20 protein-coding genes are annotated in these 22,528 nt (G+C 66.7%); 14 read left to right on the top strand and 6 right to left on the bottom strand.

The features are described from left to right. Positions 1-58: 58 nt before the first annotated feature. Positions 59-1,243, bottom strand: coding sequence for a pyridoxal phosphate-dependent aminotransferase (locus tag PDM28_RS16285; RefSeq protein ID WP_172448196.1), 1,185 nt, complete (start codon positions 1,241-1,243; stop codon positions 59-61). A 113-nt stretch (positions 1,244-1,356) separates the two neighbouring features. Between PDM28_RS16285 and PDM28_RS16280 the strand changes: the two genes are divergently transcribed. From PDM28_RS16280 to hslU, 7 genes are all read left to right on the top strand, one after another. Further along, a complete protein-coding gene (locus PDM28_RS16280; protein WP_425507675.1) occupies positions 1,357-3,438 on the top strand; it encodes a S9 family peptidase in 2,082 nt (693 codons plus the stop codon). Positions 3,439-3,463: 25 nt separating this feature from the next. Further along, positions 3,464-3,715, top strand: a complete 252-nt coding sequence (lptM, locus tag PDM28_RS16275) for an LPS translocon maturation chaperone LptM (RefSeq protein ID WP_311182852.1) — start codon at positions 3,464-3,466, stop codon at positions 3,713-3,715. Then, positions 3,708-4,559 (top strand): diaminopimelate epimerase, encoded by an 852-nt coding sequence (gene dapF, locus PDM28_RS16270; RefSeq protein ID WP_311182851.1) that lies wholly within the window; start codon positions 3,708-3,710, stop codon positions 4,557-4,559. The genes lptM and dapF overlap by 8 nt, the downstream gene beginning before the upstream one ends. Then, on the top strand, positions 4,556-5,233 hold the full coding sequence (locus PDM28_RS16265) for a DUF484 family protein (RefSeq protein WP_311182850.1): 678 nt from the start codon (positions 4,556-4,558) through the stop codon (positions 5,231-5,233). The genes dapF and PDM28_RS16265 overlap by 4 nt, the downstream gene beginning before the upstream one ends. 22 nt (positions 5,234-5,255) lie before the next feature. Continuing rightward, on the top strand, positions 5,256-6,149 hold the full coding sequence (xerC, locus tag PDM28_RS16260; protein ID WP_311182849.1) for a tyrosine recombinase XerC: 894 nt from the start codon (positions 5,256-5,258) through the stop codon (positions 6,147-6,149). 74 nt (positions 6,150-6,223) lie between these two features. Then, a complete protein-coding gene (gene hslV / locus PDM28_RS16255; protein ID WP_311182848.1) occupies positions 6,224-6,775 on the top strand; it encodes an ATP-dependent protease subunit HslV in 552 nt (183 codons plus the stop codon). A gap of 2 nt (positions 6,776-6,777) precedes the next feature. Beyond that, the gene (hslU, locus tag PDM28_RS16250) at positions 6,778-8,154 is read left to right on the top strand and encodes an ATP-dependent protease ATPase subunit HslU (RefSeq protein ID WP_070209154.1); all 1,377 of its coding nucleotides are present in this window, start codon (positions 6,778-6,780) and stop codon (positions 8,152-8,154) included. A 186-nt stretch (positions 8,155-8,340) separates the two neighbouring features. On the opposite strand, the gene PDM28_RS16245 is transcribed toward hslU, so the two are convergent. Continuing rightward, on the bottom strand, positions 8,341-9,009 hold the full coding sequence (locus PDM28_RS16245) for a TetR family transcriptional regulator (RefSeq protein WP_311182847.1): 669 nt from the start codon (positions 9,007-9,009) through the stop codon (positions 8,341-8,343). A gap of 163 nt (positions 9,010-9,172) precedes the next feature. Between PDM28_RS16245 and smeD the strand changes: the two genes are divergently transcribed. From smeD to PDM28_RS16230, 3 genes are read left to right on the top strand one after another with little or no spacing between them, the layout of a single operon-like run. Beyond that, complete coding sequence (gene smeD / locus PDM28_RS16240) at positions 9,173-10,348, top strand: multidrug efflux RND transporter periplasmic adaptor subunit SmeD (RefSeq protein WP_311182846.1); 1,176 nt, start codon at positions 9,173-9,175, stop codon at positions 10,346-10,348. Positions 10,349-10,360: 12 nt separating this feature from the next. After that, a complete protein-coding gene (gene smeE, locus PDM28_RS16235) occupies positions 10,361-13,495 on the top strand; it encodes a multidrug efflux RND transporter permease subunit SmeE (RefSeq protein WP_311182845.1) in 3,135 nt (1,044 codons plus the stop codon). After that, the gene (locus PDM28_RS16230; protein WP_311182844.1) at positions 13,492-14,892 is read left to right on the top strand and encodes an efflux transporter outer membrane subunit; all 1,401 of its coding nucleotides are present in this window, start codon (positions 13,492-13,494) and stop codon (positions 14,890-14,892) included. The genes smeE and PDM28_RS16230 overlap by 4 nt, the downstream gene beginning before the upstream one ends. 2 nt (positions 14,893-14,894) lie before the next feature. Here the strand turns inward: PDM28_RS16230 and PDM28_RS16225 are convergent, their stop codons facing one another. From PDM28_RS16225 to PDM28_RS16215, 3 genes are all read right to left on the bottom strand, one after another. Then, the gene (locus PDM28_RS16225; RefSeq protein ID WP_311182843.1) at positions 14,895-15,290 is read right to left on the bottom strand and encodes a low affinity iron permease family protein; all 396 of its coding nucleotides are present in this window, start codon (positions 15,288-15,290) and stop codon (positions 14,895-14,897) included. 70 nt (positions 15,291-15,360) lie between these two features. Further along, a complete protein-coding gene (locus PDM28_RS16220; protein WP_102947256.1) occupies positions 15,361-15,693 on the bottom strand; it encodes a hypothetical protein in 333 nt (110 codons plus the stop codon). A 198-nt stretch (positions 15,694-15,891) separates the two neighbouring features. After that, complete coding sequence (locus PDM28_RS16215; protein ID WP_070209147.1) at positions 15,892-16,344, bottom strand: nucleoside deaminase; 453 nt, start codon at positions 16,342-16,344, stop codon at positions 15,892-15,894. Between the two features lie 71 nt (positions 16,345-16,415). Here PDM28_RS16215 and ubiE point away from each other — a divergent pair, with 71 nt between their 5' ends. The 3 genes from ubiE (at position 16,416) to PDM28_RS16200 (ending at position 19,995) form a co-directional block, all read left to right on the top strand. Next, a complete protein-coding gene (ubiE, locus tag PDM28_RS16210) occupies positions 16,416-17,177 on the top strand; it encodes a bifunctional demethylmenaquinone methyltransferase/2-methoxy-6-polyprenyl-1,4-benzoquinol methylase UbiE (RefSeq protein WP_311182842.1) in 762 nt (253 codons plus the stop codon). Between the two features lie 63 nt (positions 17,178-17,240). Further along, entirely contained in the window at positions 17,241-19,172 is a 1,932-nt protein-coding gene (locus PDM28_RS16205) for a M1 family metallopeptidase (RefSeq protein ID WP_311182841.1), read from the top strand. Positions 19,173-19,263: 91 nt separating this feature from the next. Further along, the gene (locus PDM28_RS16200) at positions 19,264-19,995 is read left to right on the top strand and encodes a hypothetical protein (RefSeq protein ID WP_311182840.1); all 732 of its coding nucleotides are present in this window, start codon (positions 19,264-19,266) and stop codon (positions 19,993-19,995) included. A gap of 143 nt (positions 19,996-20,138) precedes the next feature. Here the strand turns inward: PDM28_RS16200 and PDM28_RS16195 are convergent, their stop codons facing one another. Next, positions 20,139-21,077 carry a carbohydrate kinase family protein gene (locus tag PDM28_RS16195; RefSeq protein WP_311182839.1) on the bottom strand — a complete coding sequence of 313 codons (939 nt, stop codon included), beginning with the start codon at positions 21,075-21,077 and terminating at the stop codon, positions 20,139-20,141. A 274-nt stretch (positions 21,078-21,351) separates the two neighbouring features. Between PDM28_RS16195 and PDM28_RS16190 the strand changes: the two genes are divergently transcribed. Further along, positions 21,352-22,398, top strand: a complete 1,047-nt coding sequence (locus PDM28_RS16190) for a rod shape-determining protein (RefSeq protein WP_102947251.1) — start codon at positions 21,352-21,354, stop codon at positions 22,396-22,398. Positions 22,399-22,528: the final 130 nt, after the last annotated feature.

The following is a 22,528-nucleotide window of genomic DNA, read 5'->3' as shown; positions in this document are numbered from 1 at the left end:
GGGCGTCTGGTTGGCTCCACCCTTTTTCAACGCCGCGCAGCACTGCGCGGCGTTTTTTTTACCGCCAGGTTTCCAGCCCGCGCCGGATCCGTGCCACCGCCTCCTGCAGCCGTGGTATCTCCTGGGTGTAGGCCAGGCGCACGTGCTGGTTGGCGCGGTAGTGGCCGAAATCCAGCCCGGGGGTAAACGCCACGTGCTCGGTTTCCAGGAAGTGCGCGCAGAACGCCTGCGCGTCGTCGGTAAAGCCGCTCACGTCGCAGTACAGGTAGAACGCCCCTTCAGGCTCGACCTCGATCCGGAAGCCCAGTTCGCGCAGGGCCGGCAGCAGGTAGTCGCGGCGGGCCTGGAAGGCATGCCGGCGCTGCTCGAAGATGGCCAGGGTGTCCGGCTCGAAGCAGGCCAGCGCCGCGTGCTGGGCAATGCTGGAGGCGCTGATGTACAGGTTCTGCGCCAGCTTCTCCAGCTCGGGCACCGCCTGCGGCGGCGCCACCAGCCAGCCCAGGCGCCAGCCGGTCATGCCGAAGTACTTGGAGAAGCTGTTCAACACGAAGGCGTCGTCGTCCACCTGCAGCACGCTGGGCGCGTCCATCCCGTAGGTCAGGCCGTGGTAGATCTCGTCCACCACCAGGTGCCCGCCACGTACCTTCAGTGACTGCGACAACGCCGACAGCGCATCCGCGGGCAGGACCGTGCCGGTCGGATTGGCCGGCGAGGCCACCAGCGCGCCCACGCTGGCCGCATTCCAGTGCGCGTCCACCAGCGACGGGGTCAGCTGGTAGGCGGTCTGCGGACCGACCGGGACCAGCTGCGCGGCGCCTTCCACCAGCCGCAGGAAATGCCGGTTGCACGGGTAGCCGGGGTCGGCCAGCAGCCAGTGGCGGTCCGGGTCGACCAGCAGGCTGCTGGCCAGCAGCAGCGCGCCCGAGCCGCCCGGGGTGACCAGGATCCGCTCGGGGTCCAGGTCCAGGTTGTAGCGCGTGCCGTAGTACCCGGCGATGGCCGCGCGCAGCGCCGGCAGGCCACGCGCCGCGGTGTAGCGGGTGTGCCCGGCGGCCAGCGCGGCCTGGCCGGCGCGCACGATCGGGTCGGCGGTGGTGAAGTCCGGTTCGCCGATCTCCAGGTGGATCACGTCGAAGCCCTGCTGCTCCAGCGCCTGTGCGCGGGCCAGCAGGGACATCACGTGGAAGGGGGCGATGTCCTGGCTGCGGCGGCTGTAGCCGGCCGTGGGGGTGGGGGTGCTCATGCGCCCCATGATAGGGGAGCGCCCACGGGCTAGACTGCGCCACCACCATTGCATTCGCGGGCAAGGAGCCTTATTTCGTGAATCCCACCGTCTCTTTCCTGGTTGCCAGCCTGATGACCGCTTCCGTGCATGCCGCCCCCGCGCTGACCCCACCCGACGCCGAGAAGCATCCGCACATGGTGACCACGCCGTTTGGCGCCACCCGCAACGATGACTATTACTGGCTGCGCGACGACAAGCGTGAAGCGCCGGCGATGCTGGCCTACCTGAATGCGGAAAACGCCTATACCGACCAGGTGATGGCGCCGCTGAAGCCGCTGCAGGACACGCTGTACAAGGAGATCGTTGGCCGGATCAAGCAGGACGACGCCAGCGTGCCGGCGCGTGAGCGCGGCTACTGGTATTACACCCGCTTCGAGACCGGCAAGGATTATCCGATCCAGGCGCGCCGCAAGGGCAGCATGGAGGCGCCGGAAGAGATCCTGCTCGATATCAACCAGATGGCCGCCGGCAAGGGCTATTTCAGCGTCGACGATGCCGAGGTCAGCCAGGACAACCACCTTCTGGCCTGGGCCGAGGACGGGGTGGGTCGTCGCCAGTACGTCATCCGCTTCAAGGACCTGCGCACCGGCGAGGTGCTGCCCGACCGTATCGAGAACGTCTCGGCGAACGTGGTCTGGGCCGACGACAACCGCACCCTGTTCTACGTGGAGAACGACCCGGAAACGCTGCTCACGGTGCGGGTAAAGAAGCACGTGCTGGGGACCCCGGTCAGCAGCGACGTGCTGGTCTACGAAGAGAAGGACGACAGCTTCTACATGGGCGTTGGCCGCACCCGCGACGACCGCTTCATCACCATCGACCTGCACAGCACGGTGAGCTCGGAAAGCCGCTACGCACCGGCCGCCAACCCGCAGGCGTTCACCGTGCTGGCCCCGCGTGCGCGCGACGTCGAGTACGACGCCGACCACTTCGACGGGCGCTGGGTGATCCGTACCAACGACGCCGGCGCGAAAAACTTCAAGATCGTCACCGCGCCGACCGACGCCACCGCACGCAGCCAGTGGAAGGACTGGGTCGCGCACGACGACAGCGTGCTGGTCGAAGGCTTCGAGCTGTTCGATGGTTTCACTGCGATTGCCGAACGGTCCAACGCGCTGGAACGCGTGCGCCTCCTGTTCGCCGATGGCCGCCAGGACTACGTCAAGGCCGACGAACCGGCCTACTCGATGGGCCTGGCCGCCAACCCGGAAGCGGACACGCCGTGGCTGCGTTATGCCTATACCTCGCTGACCACGCCGGCCACCACCTTCGAGCTCAACACCGTCACCGGCGAGCGTCGCCAGCTCAAGCAGCAGCCGGTGATCGGCTATGACCCCTCGCAGTACACCACCGAGCGGGTCTGGGTGACCGCGCGCGACGGCGCCAGGGTGCCGGTGTCGCTGGTCTACCGCAATGGATTCAGGAAGGACGGCAGCGCCGCGCTGTACCAGTACGCCTATGGCAGCTACGGCATGTCGATGGACCCGGGCTTCAACCAGACCGTGGTCAGCCTGCTCGACCGTGGCGTGGTCTATGCCATCGCGCACATCCGTGGCGGCGAGGAAATGGGCCGCGCCTGGTATGACGACGGCAAGCTGCTGAACAAGCAGAACACCTTCAACGACTTCGTCGATGTCACCCGCGAGCTGGTCCGCCAGGGCTATGCGGCCAAGGACCGCGTGGCCGCCTCCGGCGGCAGCGCCGGCGGCCTGCTGATGGGGGCGGTGGCCAACCAGGCCCCGCAGGACTACCGGGTGATGGTGGCGCAGGTGCCGTTCGTCGACGTGGTCACCACCATGCTCGACCCGACCATCCCGCTGACCACCAACGAGTACGACGAGTGGGGCAACCCGGAGCAGCGCGAGTACTACGACTACATGCTGCGCTACTCGCCGTACGACAACGTCACCCGCCAGGCCTACCCGTCGCTGTTCGTCGGTACCGGCCTGTGGGACTCGCAGGTGCAGTACTGGGAGCCGGCCAAGTGGGTGGCACGCCTGCGCGATGACAACACCGGCACGGCGCCGATCGTGTTCCGCACGAACATGGAGGCCGGCCACGGCGGCAAGTCGGGCCGCTTCCAGCGCTATCGCGAACTGGCCGAGTCCTACGCGTTCGTGCTTGAGCAGCTGGGCGTGGACACCACCCCGTAACGCCACTAGCCCCTATACTCGAACAATGAGCACTAATCGCATCCTGATTCCGTTGGCAGCGCTGGCGCTGCTGTCCCTCTCGGCCTGTGGCAACAAGGGCCCGCTGGTGATGCCGCAGAAGCCGGTGCCGGTGGAAGAGCAGGTGGTCGAACCGGCCGCTGATGCCGACGCCACCGAGGCCACCGACGCCACCGACGCCACCAACGACCCGCAGGTGGTGCCCGATCCGGTCGACCCGCAGCTCGGCACCGACACCGACGACGACGGGAATGAGTAAGGCCGCTGCTCCCGCGCTGCGCTTCAGCAAGATGCACGGCGCCGGCAATGATTTTGTCGTGCTCGACCTGCGTGACGGCACCCCCGCACCGACCCCGGCGCTGGCCGCCCGGCTGGCCGACCGCCACACCGGCGTCGGCTGCGACCAGATCCTGACCATCGAACCGCCGCGCGCCGACGGCTCGGTTGCGGCCTACCGGATCTGGAACTCGGACGGTTCCCAGTCCGAGCAGTGCGGCAACGGCGCGCGCTGCGTGGCCGCTTGGCTGGTCCGCGACGGCGCCGCGCAGGGCGAACGTTTCAACATCGACAGCCCGCTGGCCACGCACGCCATCGAGCGCATCGGCAGCGACCAGTACGCCGTGGCGATGGGCGTGCCGCGCTTCGAACCGGAGCAGGTGCCGCTGCTGGGCTTTGCCCGCGCGCGCCCGGAGTACGTGCTGCCGTTGCAGGGCGACGCCGTCCGCTTTGGCGCGGTGTCCATGGGCAATCCGCATGCGGTGATCGAAGTCGGCCTGGTCGACGCGGCACCGGTGGAGCGGCTGGGCCCGCTTCTGCAGCAGCACGCGAGCTTTCCGCAGTCGGTCAATGTCGGTTTCGTGCAGGTCATCGACCCGCAGCAGGCACGCCTGCGCGTGTTCGAGCGCGGCGTCGGCGAAACCCTGGCCTGCGGCAGCGGTGCCTGCGCCGCCGCCGTGGTGATGATGCAGCGCGGCCGCCTGCAGCGCGACGCCACGATGTCGCTGCCGGGCGGCGACCTGCGCCTGCGCTGGCCCAGCGACGACGCCGAAGTGGTGATGTCCGGCCCGGCTGCATTCGTCTTCGAAGGGGAGTGGAACGCATGAGCGAGACCGTCGAGAAGATCGGGGCGCATGAAGTCGCCGCCTGGTTGCGCCGCCACCCGGCGTTCCTGAAACAGTTCCCGGACCTGGCGCTGACCCTGGTGGTGCCGCGCGATGACGGCCCCACCGCGTCGCTGGCCAGCTACCAGCTGGAAGTGCTGCGCGACAAGAACCGCGAACTGTCGCGGCGGCTGGCCGACCTGGCCGCCAACGCGCAGGTCAACGAACGCCTGGCCGTGCGCACCCACCAGCTCACCCTGGCGCTGATGAAGCAGGGCAATGCGGCCGACACCCTGCGCGCGATGGCCGCGTCGCTGGAAGAGGATTTCGCCGGCGACCTGGTCCGCCTGGTGGTGCTGCACCCGGTGCCGGGGCTGGAACAGGCGCCGTGGCTGCAGGTGATCGAGGAAGGCAGCCCGCTGCTGGCCTCGTTCCGCGACTGCCTGAAGGACGGCGAGCCGATCTGTGGCCGCCTGCAGCCGGAAAAGAACACCGTGCTGTACGGCGGGCGGGTCGACGAAGTGCAGTCCAGCGCCTTGCTGCCGCTGCCCGGCGTGGGCCTGATCGCGGTCGGCAGCCACGACGGCAACCGCTTCTACCCGGGCATGGGCACGCTGTTCCTGCGCATGATGGGCGAAGCACTGGCCGTGGCGCTCAAGCGGTTCGACCCGGCCTGAGCCCCTGCCGGCGAGCGACTGCATGAACGCTGTCCAGGACTTCCTCGGCTACCTGCAGGTGGAGCGCCGTGCGTCGGCGCACACGCTGGACGCCTACCGGCGCGACCTGGACGCGCTCGGCAGCTGGGCGACCCAGCAGGATGCGAGCGCCGAAGCCCTGGACGGCCCGCAGCTGCGTCGGTTCATCGCCGACGAACACCGCCGCGGACTGGCGCCGAAGTCGCTGCAGCGACGGTTGTCGGCCTGCCGCAGCTTCTATGCGTGGCTGCTCAAGCATCAACGCATCGCGGCCAGCCCAGCCGCCGGCCTGAAGGCGCCGAAGGCGCCACGCAAATTGCCGCAGGTGCTCGATGCGGACGAAGCGGTACGCCTGGTCGAACTGCCCACCGATGCACCGCTGGGCCTGCGCGACCGCGCGCTGCTGGAGCTGTTCTATTCTTCCGGCCTGCGCCTGAGCGAGCTGTGCGCGTTGATCTGGCGTGACCTGGATTTCGCCACCGGCCTGGTCAACGTGCTCGGCAAGGGCAACCGCCAGCGCCGCGTGCCGTTCGGTTCGCATGCGCGCGACGCGCTGCTGGGCTGGCGCGACGAGAGCGGTGCCAGCGAGGCGCAACCGGTGTTTCCCGGGCGCAAGGGCGGGCCGATCACCCAGCGCGCGGTGCAGATCCGGATCCGCCAGCTGGCCCAGCGCCAGGGACTGTTCAAGCACGTGCACCCGCACATGTTGCGGCACAGTTTCGCCAGTCACATCCTGGAGTCCTCCGGCGACCTGCGCGGCGTGCAGGAACTGCTCGGCCACGCCGACATCGCCACCACCCAGATCTACACCCACCTGGACTTCCAGCACCTGGCCAAGGTGTATGACGCCGCGCATCCCCGCGCCAAGCGGCGCAAGGATCCGGGCGAGGGCGGCTGAACGGCAGCTTCACGCGCAGGCTTGATGGCAGCGGCGGGCGGCCCCATGTCCCTCGAACAGCTACCGGAGGCACCATGGATCCCAGTCAGAACCCCACCGTATTTCATGCCACCACCATCGTCTGCGTGCGTCGCGGCGAGCACGTGGCGATCGCCGGCGACGGCCAGGTCACGCTGGGCCACATCGTGATGAAGGGCAACGCGCGCAAGGTGCGTCGGCTGGGACGTGACGGCCAGGTGCTGGCCGGTTTCGCCGGCGCAGCGGCTGACGCCTTCACCCTGTTCGAACTGTTCGAAGCCAAGCTCGAAAAGCATGGCCAGCTGACCCGCGCTGCCGTGGAGCTGGCCAAGGATTGGCGCACCGAGCGCCGCCTCGGCAAGCTCGAAGCGCTGCTGGCCGTGGCCGACAAGGAAACCTCGCTGATCATCAGCGGCACTGGCGACGTGATCGAGCCGGAAGACGGCATCATCGCGATCGGTTCCGGCGGCTCGTATGCGCTGTCCGCCGCACGCGCCTTGATGGCGCACACCGAACTGGACGCACGCACCATTGCCAGCGAAGCGATCAACATCGCCGGCGACATCTGCATCTACACCAACCGCAACGTCGTGGTCGAGGAGCTCTGAACATGCCCCACAAGATCGAAGTGTCCTCCGCCACCATGACCCCGCGCGAGATCGTGCAGGAACTGGACCGGCATATCGTCGGCCAGCACGATGCCAAGCGCGCGGTGGCCATCGCGCTGCGCAACCGCTGGCGCCGCATGCAGCTGGTGCCGGAGCTGCGCAATGAAGTCATGCCCAAGAACATCCTGATGATCGGCCCGACCGGCGTCGGCAAGACCGAGATCGCGCGTCGCCTGGCCACCCTGGCCAATGCCCCGTTCGTCAAGGTCGAAGCCACCCGTTTCACCGAAGTGGGTTACGTCGGCAAGGACGTCGAACAGATCATCCGCGACCTGGCCGACACCGCCGTCAAGCTCTACCGCGAACAGGCCAAGGTGCGCGTGCGCACCCAGGCCGAAGAACGCGCCGAAGACCGCATCCTGGACGCGCTGCTGCCGCGCCGTGCCGGCGGCATCGGTTTCGATCCCGAAGCCGCGCGCAACGAACCTTCCGCGCAGGACAATGAAACCCGCATCAAGTTCCGCCGCATGCTGCGCAACGGCGAGCTGGACGAGCGCGAGATCGAACTCGACATCTCGGCCAACGTCAGCCTGGACATCATGACCCCGCCGGGCATGGAAGAAATGGGCCAGCAGCTGAAGTCGATGTTCGCCAACCTGGGCGGCGGCGCCAAGGCGCAGAAGCGTACCCTGACCATCAAGGCCGCGCGCCCGCTGCTGGTGGAGGAAGAAGCCGGCAAGCTGGTCAACGAAGACGACATCCGCACCGCCGCGATCGAAGCCTGCGAACAGCACGGCATCGTGTTCATCGACGAGATCGACAAGGTCGCCAAGCGCGGCGACAACGTCGGCGGTGGCGACGTCTCGCGCGAAGGCGTGCAGCGCGACCTGCTGCCACTGGTGGAAGGTTCCAACGTCTCGACCAAGTACGGCACGATCAAGACCGACCACATCCTGTTCATTGCGTCCGGCGCGTTCCACCTGGCCAAGCCCAGCGACCTGATCCCCGAACTGCAGGGCCGTTTCCCGATCCGCGTGGAACTGGGCGCGCTGAGCAAGGACGACTTCGTACGCATCCTGACCGAGCCCAAGGCCGCGCTGACCAAGCAGTACGAAGCCCTGCTGCAGACCGAAGGCGTGGCCGTCACCTTCACCGCAGACGCCGTCGACCGCCTGGCCGAGATCGCCTTCCAGGTCAACGAACGCCAGGAAAACATCGGCGCCCGCCGCCTGCACACCGTGCTCGAGCGCCTGCTGGACTCGCTCAGCTACGAAGCCCCGGACCGCGACGGCGAAACCATCGCCATCGACAAGGCCTACGTGGACAAGCACCTGGGTGAGCTGGTGAAGGACCCGGACCTGAGCCGTTACATCCTGTAACCGGCGCGTGCCTGCTCCATCCGCCCCACGACAATCTATCGGGGTGGCCGGCGGGTAGCCCCCGGAGAGACGCTAGAAAACATGGATGTTTTCTAGCAGCCCCCATGGACGGGTTCACGGCGTGTCTCGGAGCGGGGCTGCCCGACGGCCGCCCCTGCCAGGATCAACAAAAGCGCTGGTTTTGCTCTACGCCTCGTCGTCCGTCGGCAACGCCTCGGGCGGCGAGCCCGGTTCGAACACCCCGGGCACCACGAACGCACCAAAGATCGCGTCCAGCGTCTGCCTGCCATCACGCTGCAGCTCGAACAGCTCCGGCTCCAGCATCGCGCTGTACAGCACCCCGGTCAGGCTCGTGCTGATGATGCGCGCCACCGTCTCCACGTCCACGCCCTCGCGCAACTGGCCCAGTTCGCGCGCGCGCTGCATTGCCGCGCCGATGATCGCCAGCTCCTCGCGCGACATCTCGCGCTGCATCTCCTGCATCGCCTGGCTTTCCACCGACAGGTCATTGCGCAGCATGATCTCCAGCATGTTGCGCAGGCGCTCGTCCTCGGAAATCTCCTGGAACGACACCAGCAGCGCCGAACGCAGGTCGCGCACCGGCGTCGTGCGCTTGGATGACGCCGTACGCCGCAGGCGCTCGATGAACGGGATGCGCTCGCGGTCGATCATCGCCGTGAGCACCTCCGACTTGTTCTTGAAGTGCCAGTACACCGCGCCCCGGGTATAGCCCGCGCGCTCGCCGATCATCGCCAGGCTGGTCCCGGCCACCCCGAATTCGTGGAAACAGACCTGGGCCGCGTCGAGGATCCCCTCGCGCGTCGCCTGGGCCGCTTCTTTGGTTTTTCTGGCCATTGCGCTCTGTGCACGTGCTGGATGAAACCGGCCTGAATTGTACCCGTTTACAAACAAACATGCATGTATGTATATTTACGCCCCACTGATCCTCGGTGAGGACCGCGCGTAGCTACGAGAGCGGTTTTCCCAGCCCTCTTTCTGTTTGCCGCGAGCCCCCACCATGTCTCCAACCCCGTATCGCTTCCTCGCCCTGTCCCTGGCGATCGCCCTGACCCTGTCCGCCTGCGGCGGCGGTGAGCAGGAAGGCCAGCAGGGCGGTCCCGGCCAGGTTACCGTCGCCACCCTCAAGGCCGAACAGGTCGGCCTGACCCGCGAACTGCCCGGCCGCACCAACGCCTTCCTGGTCGCCGAAGTACGCCCGCAGGTCAGTGGTATCGTCGCCAAGCGCCTGTTTACCGAAGGCGGCCTGGTCACCGCCGGCCAGCCGCTGTACCAGGTCGACGACGCCAGCTACCGCGCGCAGGCCAACAGTGCCCGTGCCCAGCTCGCGCGCGCCGAAGCCACCGCCAATGCCGCACGCCTGAGCGCCAAGCGCATCACGGAACTGGCCAAGGTCGACGCGGTCAGCCAGCAGGATCTCGAAAACGCCGTCGCCGCGCAGAAGCAGGCCGAAGCCGACGTCGGTGCCGCCAAGGCCGCGCTCGACGCCGCCAATGTCACCCTCGGCTTTGCCCGCATCACCGCCCCGATCAGCGGCCGCATCGGCAAGTCCTCGGTCACCCAGGGCGCGCTGGTCAGCGCCGGCCAGGCCGAGGCCCTGGCCACCGTGCAGCAGCTCGACCCGATCTACGTCGACCTGACCCAGTCCGCCAGCGAACTGCTGCAGCTGCGCCGCGAACTGGCCAGCGGCCGCCTGCAGGACAACCAGAGCCTGCCGGTGACCATCCTGCTCGACGACGGCACCCCCTTCGAGCACAAGGGCAGCCTGGAATTCTCCGAAGTCAGCGTCGACCCCACCACCGGCAGCTACGCGCTGCGGGTCAAGGTCGCCAACCCCGACCAGGTGCTGATGCCCGGCATGTACGTGCGCGCCCAGGTCGGCAGCGGCGTGCGCGAAAGCGCCCTGCTGGTGCCGATGCAGGGCATCGCCCGCGACGCCAAGGGCGACACCAGCGCCATGGTGGTCGGCAAGGACAACAAGGTCGAAGTGCGCCCGGTCAAGGTCAGCCGCGCGCTGGGCAGCACGTGGCTGGTCGAAGACGGCCTGAAGGCCGGCGACAAGGTCATCGTCGAAGGCCTGCAGAAGATCCAGCCGGGCATGCCCGTGCAGGCCACCGAGATGGGCGCCGCGCCCGCTGCACCGGCAGCGCCGGCCGCCGCAGCCGACAAGCAGTAAGGAACGCACCCCATGGCTCGTTATTTCATTGATCGCCCCATCTTCGCGTGGGTGATTGCGATCATCATCATGCTCGCCGGTGCACTGGCGGTGCTCAAGCTGCCGGTGTCGATGTACCCGGAAGTGGCGCCGCCCGCCGTCGAGATCAGCGCCACCTACCCGGGCGCCTCGGCCAAGGTGGTCGAAGACTCGGTGACCCAGATCATCGAGCAGAACATGAAGGGCATCGATGGCCTGATCTACTTCTCGTCCAACAGCTCGGCCAACGGCCAGGCCACCATCACCCTGACGTTCGAAAGCGGCACCGACCCGGACATCGCCCAGGTCCAGGTGCAGAACAAGCTGCAGCTGGCCATGCCGCTGCTGCCGCAGGAAGTGCAGCGCCAGGGCATCAACGTCGCCAAGTCCAGCAGCGGCTTCCTGCAGGTGATCGGCTTCGTCTCCAACGACGGCAGCATGGACGCCAACGACATCTCCGACTACGTCGGCTCCAATGTCGTCGACCCGCTCAGCCGCGTGCCGGGCGTCGGCAACATCCAGGTGTTCGGTGGCAAGTACGCCATGCGCATCTGGCTGGATCCCAACAAGCTGCACACCTACAAGCTGTCGGTGGATGAGGTGACCGCCGCGATCACCGCGCAGAACGCGCAGGTCGCCATCGGCCAGCTCGGCGGTGCGCCGTCGGTCAAGGGCCAGCAGCTCAACGCCACCATCAACGCGCAGGACCGCCTGCAGACCCCGGAACAGTTCCGCAACATCCTGGTCCGCGGCGGCACCGACGGCAGCGAGCTGCGCCTGGGCGATGTCGCCCGCGTCGAGCTGGGCGCGGAAAGCTACGACTTCGTCACCCGCTACAACGGCAAGCCGTCCACCGGTATCGCCATCACCCTGGCCACCGGCGCAAACGCGCTGGATACCGCCAACGGCGTGCGCGCCGCGCTGGACGACCTGAAGGCCAACTTCCCGGCCGGGCTGGAATCGGTGGTGCCGTACGACACCACCCCGTTCGTGCAGGTCTCGATCAAGGGCGTGATCAAGACCCTGATCGAAGCGATCATCCTGGTGTTCGTGGTGATGTACCTGTTCCTGCAGAACTTCCGCGCCACCCTGATTCCCACCATCGCGGTGCCGGTGGTGCTGCTGGGCACCTTCGGCATCCTGGCCGCGCTGGGCTTCTCGATCAACATGCTGACCATGTTCGCGATGGTGCTGGCGATTGGCCTGCTGGTCGACGACGCCATCGTGGTGGTGGAGAACGTCGAACGCATCATGTCCGAAGAGGGGCTGTCGCCACTGGAAGCGACCCGCAAGTCGATGGGCCAGATCACCGGCGCGCTGGTGGGCATCGGCCTGGTGCTGTCGGCGGTGTTCGTGCCGATGGCCTTCATGAGCGGCTCCACCGGCGTGATCTACCGGCAGTTCTCGGCCACCATTGTGTCTGCAATGGCGTTGTCGGTGCTGGTCGCCATCGTGCTGACCCCGGCGCTGTGCGCCACCATGCTCAAGCCGCTGAAGAAGGGCGAGCACCACGTCGCGCACAAGGGCTGGTCGGGTCGTTTCTTCAACGCCTTCAACCGCGGCTTCGACCGCTCCAGCGAAAGCTACCAGCGCGGGGTCAAGGGCATCCTGGCGCGGCCGTGGCGCTTCATGGCCGTGTTCGCCGCCCTGGTGGTGGTGATGGGCCTGCTGTTCGCGCGCCTGCCCAGTTCGTTCCTGCCCAATGAAGACCAGGGCATCCTGATGGCGCTGGTGCAGACCCCGGTCGGTGCTACCCAGGAACGTACCCTGGAGGCGATGTACAAGCTGGAAGACCACTTCCTGAAGAACGAAACCGAGGCGGTCGAATCGGTGTTCTCGGTGCAGGGCTTCAGCTTCGCCGGCATGGGCCAGAACGCGGGCATGTCCTTCATCAAGCTCAAGGACTGGAAGGAGCGCGATGCCGACCAGGGCGTCGGTCCCATCACCGGGCGCGCGATGGGTGCGCTGGGTGGAATCAAGGACGCCTTCATCTTTGCCTTCCCGCCGCCGGCGATGCCGGAACTGGGCATCGGCTCGGGCTACACCTTCTTCCTGAAGGACAACAGCGGCCAGGGCCATGAAGCGTTGCTCAACGCGCGCAACCAGCTGCTGGGCGGGGCAGGGCAGAGCAAGCTGCTGGCCAACGTGCGACCGAACGGCCAGGAAGACACGCCGCAGCTGCGCATCGACGTGGACGTGGAGAAGGCCAACGCACTGGGCCTGTCGATCAGTTCGGTCAACAGCACCCTGGCCGCGGCGTGGGGCAGCAGCTACATCGATGACTTCATCGACCGTGGCCGGGTCAAGCGCGTATACGTGCAGTCCGACGCAGAGTTCCGCATGAACCCGGACGACTTCAACCTGTGGTCGGTGAAGAACACGGCCGGTGAAATGGTGCCGTTCAGTGCCTTCGCAACCAAGCGCTGGGATTACGGTTCGCCGCGTCTGGAACGCTACAACGGCGTGTCGGCGATGGAGATCCAGGGCGAACCGGCCCCCGGTGTCGCCTCGGGCGATGCCATGGCCGAGATCGAACGGATCGCCAAGGACCTGCCGCCGGGCTTCGAGATCGAATGGACCGCGCTGTCCTACCAGGAACGCCAGGCCGGTTCGCAGACGCCGCTGCTGTACACGCTGTCGCTGCTGATCGTGTTCCTGTGCCTGGCCGCCCTGTATGAAAGCTGGAGCGTGCCGACCTCGGTGCTGCTGGTGGCGCCGCTGGGCATCCTCGGTGCGGTGCTGGCCAACAGCATGCGTGGCATGGAACGCGACATCTACTTCCAGGTGGCGATGCTGACCACGGTGGGCCTGACCAGCAAGAACGCGATCCTGATCGTGGAGTTCGCCAAGGAGAACCTCGAGAAGGGCGCGGGTGTGCTGGAAGCCACGATGCATGCGGTCCGCGACCGCCTGCGTCCGATCATCATGACCTCGCTGGCGTTCGGCCTGGGCGTGCTGCCGCTGGCGATCGCCTCCGGTGCCGGTTCCGGCGCGCAGCGTGCGATCGGCACCGGCGTACTCGGCGGCATGATCGTCGGCACGGTGCTGGGCCTGTTCTTCATTCCGTTGTTCTTCGTAGTGGTGCAGAAGCTCTTCAACCGGCGCACCGATTCCCGGAAAGCATCATGAAAAATACATCTTTGATCCTGTCCATCGCCGCCGTCCTGTCGCTCTCCGGCTGCGCCACCCTTGAACCGCGCAGCACCGAGGTCGCGCCGGCGATCCCGGCGCAGTGGCCGGCGACTACCGCCACCGCGGTGGCGGGCGAGGTGGCCGACATCGGCTGGCGCGACTTCTTCGTCGACCCGCGCCTGCAGTCGCTGATCGCGCAGTCGCTGGACAACAACCGCGACCTGCGCGTGGCCGTGCTCAACGTGGACAAGGCGCGTGCGCAGTACCGCATCCAGCGCGCCGACCGCGTGCCGGCCGTGGGCGTGCAGGGGCAGATGACCCGCACCGGCGGCGATGCGCCGGTCACCGAGCAGTTCAGCGCCAACCTGGGTGTGGTCGAGTTCGAACTGGACCTGTTCGGACGCGTGCGCAACCTGAGCCAGGCAGCCCTGCAGCAGTACTTCTCCGAAGCGGCCAACCGCCGCAACGCGCAGCTTGCGCTGGTGGCCGAAGTGGCCAACGCCTGGCTGACCCTGGGCGCGGACAGCGAACAGCTGAAGATTGCCGAGGCGACACTGGCGACCTATGAGGATTCCCTGCGCCTGAGCGAAGCGCGCCACCAGCTGGGCAGCGTGTCGGCGCTGGAACTCAGCCAGACCCGCACCTTGGTGGAAACCGCGCGCACCGACGTGGCCCGCTTCCAGGGCCAGGTCGCCCAGGACCGCAACGCACTGGTGCTGTTGGCCGGTGGACCCGTCGACGCCGCACTGCTGCCGGACGGCGAATCCACCGAGGTCGCCGCCGTGCGCGCGATTCCGGGCGGCGTGCCGGGCGAGGTGTTGCTGCGCCGGCCGGACGTGATGGCCGCCGAGCACACCCTGCTGGCGGCCAACGCCAACATCGGTGCGGCGCGCGCAGCGTTCTTCCCCTCGATCAGCCTGACCGGCAGTGTCGGTTCGGCGTCGTCGGAACTGTCGGGCCTGTTCGATTCGGGCACCCGCGTCTGGAGCTTCATGCCGACGCTCAACCTGCCGATCTTCCAGGGCGGCAAGCTGCGCGCGGGGCTCGGCGTGGCCAACGCCAACCGGGACATCGCCCTGGCCCAGTATGAGAAGGCGATCCAGTCCGGCTTCCGCGAAGCGGCGGACGCGCTGGCGCTGAATGACAGCCTGGACGCGCAGCTGAGCTCACAGCAGGCGCTGGTGGCAGCCGCCGAGCAGGCACGGCAGTTGTCGCAGGCGCGCTATGACGCGGGACTGGACAGCTTCCTGACCCTGCTGGATGCGCGGCGCACCGCGTATAGCGCACGCCAGTCGCTGGTCAGTACGCAGTTGAACCAGCTGTCCAACCAGGTCGCGTTGTACAAGGTGCTGGGGGGCGGTTGGTACGAGCGCGGGGATGTAGCCGCGCGCTGACTTCAACCGCCCTCGCGCCGCTTCTGCAAGGTCTGGTTGGCCTTTCGCGCCATCTCTTCATAGGTGCGGCGGATTTCCTCCAACCGCTCCTCGTCCATTTCTTCGAGGTCCAGCAGCTCGTTGTTGGCCTCGGCCGTCACCCTGATCAGCTCATCCAGCTTGATCTGGATCGCTGCGGTGTCCGCGTTCTGGCTGTGCTGGATCAGGAACACCATCAGGAAGGTGATGATGGTGGTGCCGGTATTGATCACCAGCTGCCAGGTGTCGTTGAACTTGAATACGGGCCCGCTCAGGGCCCAGATCACCACGATGGTCACTGCACCCAGGAAGGTCCACGGCGTCCCCGCCGCATAGGACGCCTTCTTGGCGACCAGGTTGAAGACGCTGCGAAGTTTCATGGGCACCGGATCGAAGCTGCGTTGCGCCATGATGGAGCGGCGCGGCGTGTAGGCGCCGTGCAGTACCCGCTCAGGCGCCGGCGCTGAGGCGCGGACGGGCGTTCTGGTCGTGCTGGCTGCGCAGGTACACGTTTTCCCAGACCTGTTCGACGAACTCGCGCGCTTCGGCCTCGGTCAGCCGCGGCATGATCTGGTAGGCGAAGTGCGCCTGGAAGGCTTCGTCGCGTTCCCGGTCGCCGGCGCGCGGGTGCGAGATCAGCGAATCGCAGGCGAACTTGATCCACGGAACGTAATGCCCGAACGAGGGCAACTTCATGTTGCCGTCCGCATGTTGCTTGCGCCAATAGGCGATTTCGGCCTCGACGTTGATCACGTCTGGAATGGACAGCGGCACGGAGGACATGGTTGCGCGATTCACAGGGAGAGAAGGCACCCTGATGATGCGTAACGCGCAGTGCATGGGGTGTCACGGCGATGTGCAGCGGGCGTGCGGATCGCGCCTGCGCAGCTGAAGTATTCATGACCGCGGCACGCCAACCCTCGCCAAGGGTGTCGCCAACGACCTGCATCGTGCGCCGCGGCGCACGATGCGCGGTGCCGGTTACTCGCCGATGTCTTCGTTCCAGACCTCGGGGTGGGCCGAGATGAACCCGCCGAGCAGGTCGATGCATTCCTGGTTCTGCATGTCGATCACCTGCACGCCGGCTTCGCGCAGCCAGTCGATGCCGCCCTGGAAGGTGACCGACTCGCCCACCACCACGGTGCCGATGTTGAACTGGCGGACCAGCCCGCTGCAGTACCAGCACGGCGCCAGCGTAGTGACCATGATGGTGTCCTGGTAGCGGCGCTGGCGGCCGGCCTTGCGGAAGGCGTCGGTCTCACCATGCACGGACGGGTCGCCTTCCTGGACGCGGCGGTTGTGGCCGCAGCCGAGCAGGCGCCCGTCGTTGTGGTACAGCGCCGCGCCGATCGGGATGCCGCCCTCGGCCAGGCCCTGGCGGGCTTCGGCAATGGCGGTTTCGAGCAGGGCAGCGTAGTCGGGGGTGCTGATCATGGGCAGTCCGTTGAAGTGAAGGGGGCATCATAAGGTGCCGCAGGCCGGCCGGCGGTGCGATAATCGGCGGCATGAGCGAATCCCCCTACAAGACTGGCACCACCCATTTCGGCTTCCGTGACGTAGCCGCCTCGGACAAGCAGAAGCTGGTGGGCGAAGTGTTCACCTCGGTCGCGCGCAATTACGACCTGATGAACGACCTGATGAGCCTGGGCATCCACCGGGCGTGGAAGCGCTACTACGTGGCCACCGCGCAGGTGAAGCCGGGCGACAGCGTGCTCGACCTGGCCGGCGGTACCGGCGACATCGCGGTGCTGCTCAAGGAGCGCGTGGGCGACGAGGGCGAGGTGGTGGTCGGCGACATCAACGCCGGCATGCTGACCGTGGGCCGCGACCGCCTGACCAACCGTGGGCTGGTCGCCGGGCTGGATTTCGTGCAGTGCAACGCCGAGGCGCTGCCGTTCCCGGACGCCAGCTTCGACCTGGTCACGATTGCCTTCGGCCTGCGCAACGTCACCGACAAGGACGCGGCGCTGCGCGAGATGTACCGCGTGCTGAAGGTGGGCGGGCAGGCGCGCGTGCTGGAGTTCTCCGAGGTCACCGCGGACTGGTTCAAGCCGATCTACGACTTCCACTCGTTCAAGATCCTGCCGAAGCTGGGCCAGCTGTTCGCGCGCGACGCAGACAGCTACCAGTACCTGGCCGAGAGCATCCGCAAGCATCCGCCGCAGGAAGCGCTGAAGACCATGATGGGCGAGGCCGGGTTCGCGCGCTGCCATTACAAGAACCTGACCGGCGGGATCGTGTCGATCCATTCCGGGTACAAGATCTGAGGCCGTATTCAGGATCCGGGAGGGGGTAAACTGGCGGTTTCACCCCTGATCGGTCCTGATTCAATGCGATCTCCGTTCCTGCTGATTCCCCTGGCCGTCGCGCTTGCCGCCGGCTGCTCCAAAGAGCCCGCCGCCCCGACCGCGGCCCCCGCCGCCCAGCCGAGCGCTGCCAACGCCGTGAAAGCCGCCAACCGCAGCCACGATGAAAGTTCCTACGCCGAGCCGGACAAGGTCGTCATCCAGGACCTGGCGCTGGACCTGAAGCTGGACTTCGACGCCAAGCAAATTGGTGGCACCGCCACCTACACGCTGGACTGGAAGGACAAGGCCGCCAAACAGCTGGTGCTGGACACCCGCGAGCTGACCATCGAGAAGGTCGAAGCCGTCGGCGCCGATGGCAAGACCGCGCCGCTGCAGTTCGTGCTGGCACCGGCCGACAAGGTGTTCGGCAGCAAGCTGACCATCGAAGCCCCGGAACAGCCGGGCAAGGTGCTGGTGACCTACCACACCGCGCCGACCGCCTCGGGCCTGCAGTGGCTGGAGCCGTCGATGACCGAGGGCAAGCAGCTGCCCTTCATGTTCAGCCAGTCCCAGGCCATCCACGCGCGTTCGTGGGTGCCGCTGCAGGACACGCCGAGCGTGCGCTTCACCTACAGCGCGCACGTGACCTCGCGCCCGGACGTGATGGTGCTGATGAGCGCCGACAACGATCCCAAGGCCGCGCGTGACGGTGATTACACCTTCAAGATGCCGCAGCCGATCCCGTCCTACCTGCTGGCGATCGCCGCCGGCGACCTGGTATTCGAGCCGATCTCCGGTCGCTCGGGCGTCTGGGCCGAACCGACCATGGTCGGCAAGGCAGCCAAGGAATTCGAAGACACCGAGAAGATGATCGGTGCGGCCGAGAAGCTGTACGGCGAATACCGCTGGGGCCGCTACGACATGCTGGTGCTGCCGCCGTCGTTCCCGTTCGGCGGCATGGAAAACCCGCGCCTGACCTTCGCCACCCCGACCGTGATCGTGGGCGACAAGTCGCTGGTCTCGCTGGTGGCCCATGAGCTGGCGCACAGCTGGTCGGGCAACCTGGTGACCAACTCGAGCTGGAAGGACATCTGGCTCAACGAAGGCTTCACCACCTACGTCCAGGGTCGCATCACCGAAGCGCTGTATGGCCAGGAAATGGCCGAGATGGAGCGCGAGATCGACCAGAACGACCTGCTGGCCGAAGTGAAGGACATGAGCCCGGCCGACCAGGCGCTGGCCCTGCCGCCGCTGACCGAGCGCGACCCGGACGAAGCGCTGAGCAACGTGGCCTACGTCAAGGGCTCGTGGTTCCTGCAGTTCCTGGAGCAGCGTTTCGGCCGCGAAGTGTTCGACCCGTTCCTGCGGGGCTGGTTCGATGACCATGCCTTCCAGAGCGCCAACACCGACCAGTTCGTCGAGTACCTGAAGAAGAACCTGCTGTCCAAGAAGCCCGGCGCGGTCACCGATGCCGAGCTGAAGGCGTGGCTGGACGAGCCGGGCATTCCGGCGTTCGCCACCAAGGCACGTTCGCGCAACTTCTCCATCGTCGACACCGCACGCATCGCCTGGCAGGGCAGCGACAAGCTGCCGAATGCGCAGATCACCAGCGAATGGGGTACCCAGGAATGGGTCCACTTCATCGACGGCCTGGGCAAGACCCTGCCGGTGGAGAAGCTGGCCGCGCTGGACCGTGCCTACCACTTCACCGGCACCGCCAATGGCGAGATCGCCATGCGCTGGTACCCGCTGGCGATCCGCAGCGGCTATGCCGAAGCCAATGAGGCGGCCGGTGCGTTCATCGAGCGCGTGGGCCGTCGCAAGCTGATCCTGCCGATCTACGCCGAACTGGTGAAGACCCCGGAAGGCCTGGCCTTCGCCAAGGCGGCATTCGAAAAGGCCAAGCCCAGCTACCACCCGATCACCACCGCATCGGTGCAGGACATGCTGGACAAGGCAAGCGCCGGCAAGTAACCGCCGGGCACTGCGTTGAACGAGAACGGCGGGGGAAACCTCGCCGTTTTTCTTTGTAAACTCGGAACACTCCCTGCAACCGGACCTGCCGATGAAACGATTGATCCTCGCCGCCGCCTGCGCGTTCGCCCTGGCCGCGTGCAGCAACCCCGAGGAAGAGCGCAGGGCGCAGGAAGCGGCCGATGCCGCCGCCCGGGCGCAGAAGGAGCAGAAGGCCGAAGGCGTGGCCAAGCAGTACGACATGGCCGTGGCCGCGCAGGACTGGGAAAAGGCGCGCATCCACGGCGGTTCGTTGCTGGACCAGTACAAGGACACCGACGTGGCCGCGCGGATCGAGCCGGGCTACGCCGAAGTGAAGGCCAAGGCCGACACCGCGCGCGAACTACGCCGCATGCAGGGCCTGTGGCAGTACAACCAGATGCCGGTGGGCAACAAGGGCAACCAGGTCTCGGCCTCGATCTACAGCAAGGAGCGCGTGGACGTGGACGGCAGCGGTCCCAAGCCGGTGCAGCTGATTTTCCGCGACCACCCGGAGTGGAAGCGCCACGCCTACCTGGTGCTGCAGGCCGGCGATTTCCGCTGCCCGCAGTGCACGGTCAAGGTCACGGTGGATGACGGCAAACCGATCAACATGGCCGCCTGGCGCCCGAAGACCGACGAGGCCATCGCCATGTTCATCACCGATCAGAAAGCGCTCTGGAAGCTCGCCCGCAAGGCGAAATCCATCAGCATCGAATTCCCGGTCAAGGCCGGCGGCACCCGCACCGCCGTCTTCGAAACCGGCGGCGTGGACGCCAGCAAAATGCCCAATTGGTGGAATTGATCGAAGGTCCCGACCACCCCTCTGGTGAAACAGCCCCCTTCTGTTAAGGGGGCGCGCCGACAGGCGCGGGGATAGGAGACATGCCTCGGGGCCCAACATTCGCATGGCGAATGTTGGGCGAGCAATTGAAACAGTAGGCTCGGTTACGCCGTAAGGGCGTAACCGAACTGCTGTTTGAATTGCTCGTTGAATTCGTCGAACGTGAAACGCTGGTTCTGGGTGCCGGGGTGCTCCACCTTCAGCGCGCCCATCAGGTTGCCCATGCGGCCGATGGTCAGCCAGTCGTAGCCCTTCTCGATGCCGTAGATCAGGCCGGCGCGGAACGCGTCGCCGCAACCGGTCGGGTCGACCACGCGGCGCTCGTGCGCCGGCGGAATGTCATAGGTCTTTTCCGGGGTATGGATGACCGCGCCCTTCGGGCCACGGGTGGTGATGTAGGCCTTGACCCGGCTCACGATCTCCTTTTCGTCCCAGCCGGTGCGCTCCTGCAGCAGGTTCGACTCGTAGTCGTTGACCACCACGTAGTCGGCCTGCTCGATGAAGGTGCGCAGCTCCGGGCCGTTGAACAGCGGCATCGCCTGGCCCGGGTCGAAGATGAACGGCACGCCGGCGTCGAAGAACTCCTGCGAGTTCTGGATCATGCCTTCACGGCCGTCCGGGCCGACCAGGCCCAGGGTCACGCCCGGCACGTCCTTCACGTGGTTCTCGTACGACCGCATCATCGCGCCCGGGTGGAAGGCGGTGATCTGGTTGTTGTCGTGGTCGGTGGTGATGAACGCCTGCGGGGTGAACAGCTCGTCGATCACCTTGATCCGGCTCAGGTCGATGCCCAGGCCCTGGAAATACTCGCGGTACGGGCCGAAATCCGAGCCCACGGTGCCCATCGGGATCGGCTCGCCGCCCAGCAGGTGCAGGTTGTAGGCGATGTTGCCGGCGCAGCCACCGAACTCGCGGCGCATGCGCGGCACCAGGAACGAGACGTTCAGGATGTGCACCTTGTCCGGCAGGATGTGATTCTTGAACTGGTCCGGGAACACCATGATGGTGTCGAAGGCAAGAGAACCACAGATCAGAGCGGACATCGATTAAGGCCTATGCGAATGGGGTTTGAGGCCCGGCAGGCGGGCAACGAAACGGCGCCCAGAGGCGCCCAATGGCGCAAAGGTTAACGGGTGCGGCGCCGCAGGGCCAGAACCCCGGCTGTCCGGATCCGCCTGAATGGCCGCCGAGGCTGGCTTTGGGGCAGATTTCTCCTTGCTCGCGCACAGGGGGATTGCTAGGCTTGTCGGCCTCGAATTCTGCCCAATTTTTCGCCATTCCGCATTGGGCGCGGCACCCCTCAGGATCAACTCCCAGATGTTCAAGAAACTGCGTGGCATGTTCTCCAATGACCTGTCCATCGACCTGGGCACGGCCAATACCCTCATCTACGTGCGCGGGCAGGGGATCGTGCTGAACGAACCGTCGGTCGTGGCCGTGCGCCAGGACCGTGCCATCGGTGGTACCCGTTCGGTCGCCGCGGTCGGCGCCGAAGCCAAGCAGATGCTGGGCCGTACCCCGGGCCACATCACCACCATCCGCCCGATGAAGGACGGCGTCATCGCCGATTTCACCTACACGGAGGCGATGCTCAAGCATTTCATCAAGAAGGTGCACAAGTCGCGCGTGCTGCGCCCGAGCCCGCGCGTGCTGGTCTGCGTGCCGGCCGGTTCGACCCAGGTCGAGCGCCGCGCGATCAAGGAATCGGCCGAGGAGGCCGGTGCCCGCGACGTGTTCCTGATCGAAGAACCGATGGCCGCCGCGATCGGCGCCGGCATGCCGGTCACCGAAGCCCGTGGCTCGATGGTCATCGACATCGGCGGCGGCACCACCGAAGTGGCGGTGATCTCGCTGAACGGCATCGTCTATTCGGCCTCGGTGCGCATCGGTGGCGACCGTTTCGACGAGTCGATCACCAACTACGTGCGCCGCAACCACGGCATGCTGATCGGTGAAGCCACCGCCGAGCGGATCAAGGTCGAGCTGGGCTGCGCCTACCCGCAGGCCGAGGTCATCGAGATGGAAATCTCCGGCCGCAACCTCGCCGAGGGCGTGCCGAAGATGATCAAGATCAACTCCAACGAAGTGCTGGAAGCGCTGCACGAGCCGCTGTCGGGCATCGTCAGCGCGGTCAAGCTGGCGCTGGAGCAGACCCCGCCGGAACTGTGCGCCGACGTCGCCGAGCGCGGCATCGTGCTCACCGGTGGTGGCGCGCTGCTGCGCGACCTGGACCGCCTGATCTCCGAGGAAACCGGCCTGCACGTGCAGGTGGCCGACGACCCGCTGACCTGCGTGGCCCGCGGTGGCGGTCGTGCGCTGGAGCTGGTGGACATGCACGGCAACGAGTTCTTTGCGCCGGAGTAATCCGTTCCGGTCCTGTGTCGTGGACGCGCCCCTGCGGCGTGATGCCCACTGCGTGCCTGGCACGCCGGGCATCGCAGCGCCGGGGCGTTGTCGCATCCGCTCCCTTCCCACCCTGATCAGTCGAAACCGC

It is taken from the genome of Stenotrophomonas aracearum, from assembly GCF_031834615.1.
Classification (GTDB): domain Bacteria; phylum Pseudomonadota; class Gammaproteobacteria; order Xanthomonadales; family Xanthomonadaceae; genus Stenotrophomonas; species Stenotrophomonas aracearum.
The sequence above is the reverse complement of the archived record's forward strand: the minus strand, read 5'-3'. Positions and strand labels throughout refer to the sequence as shown.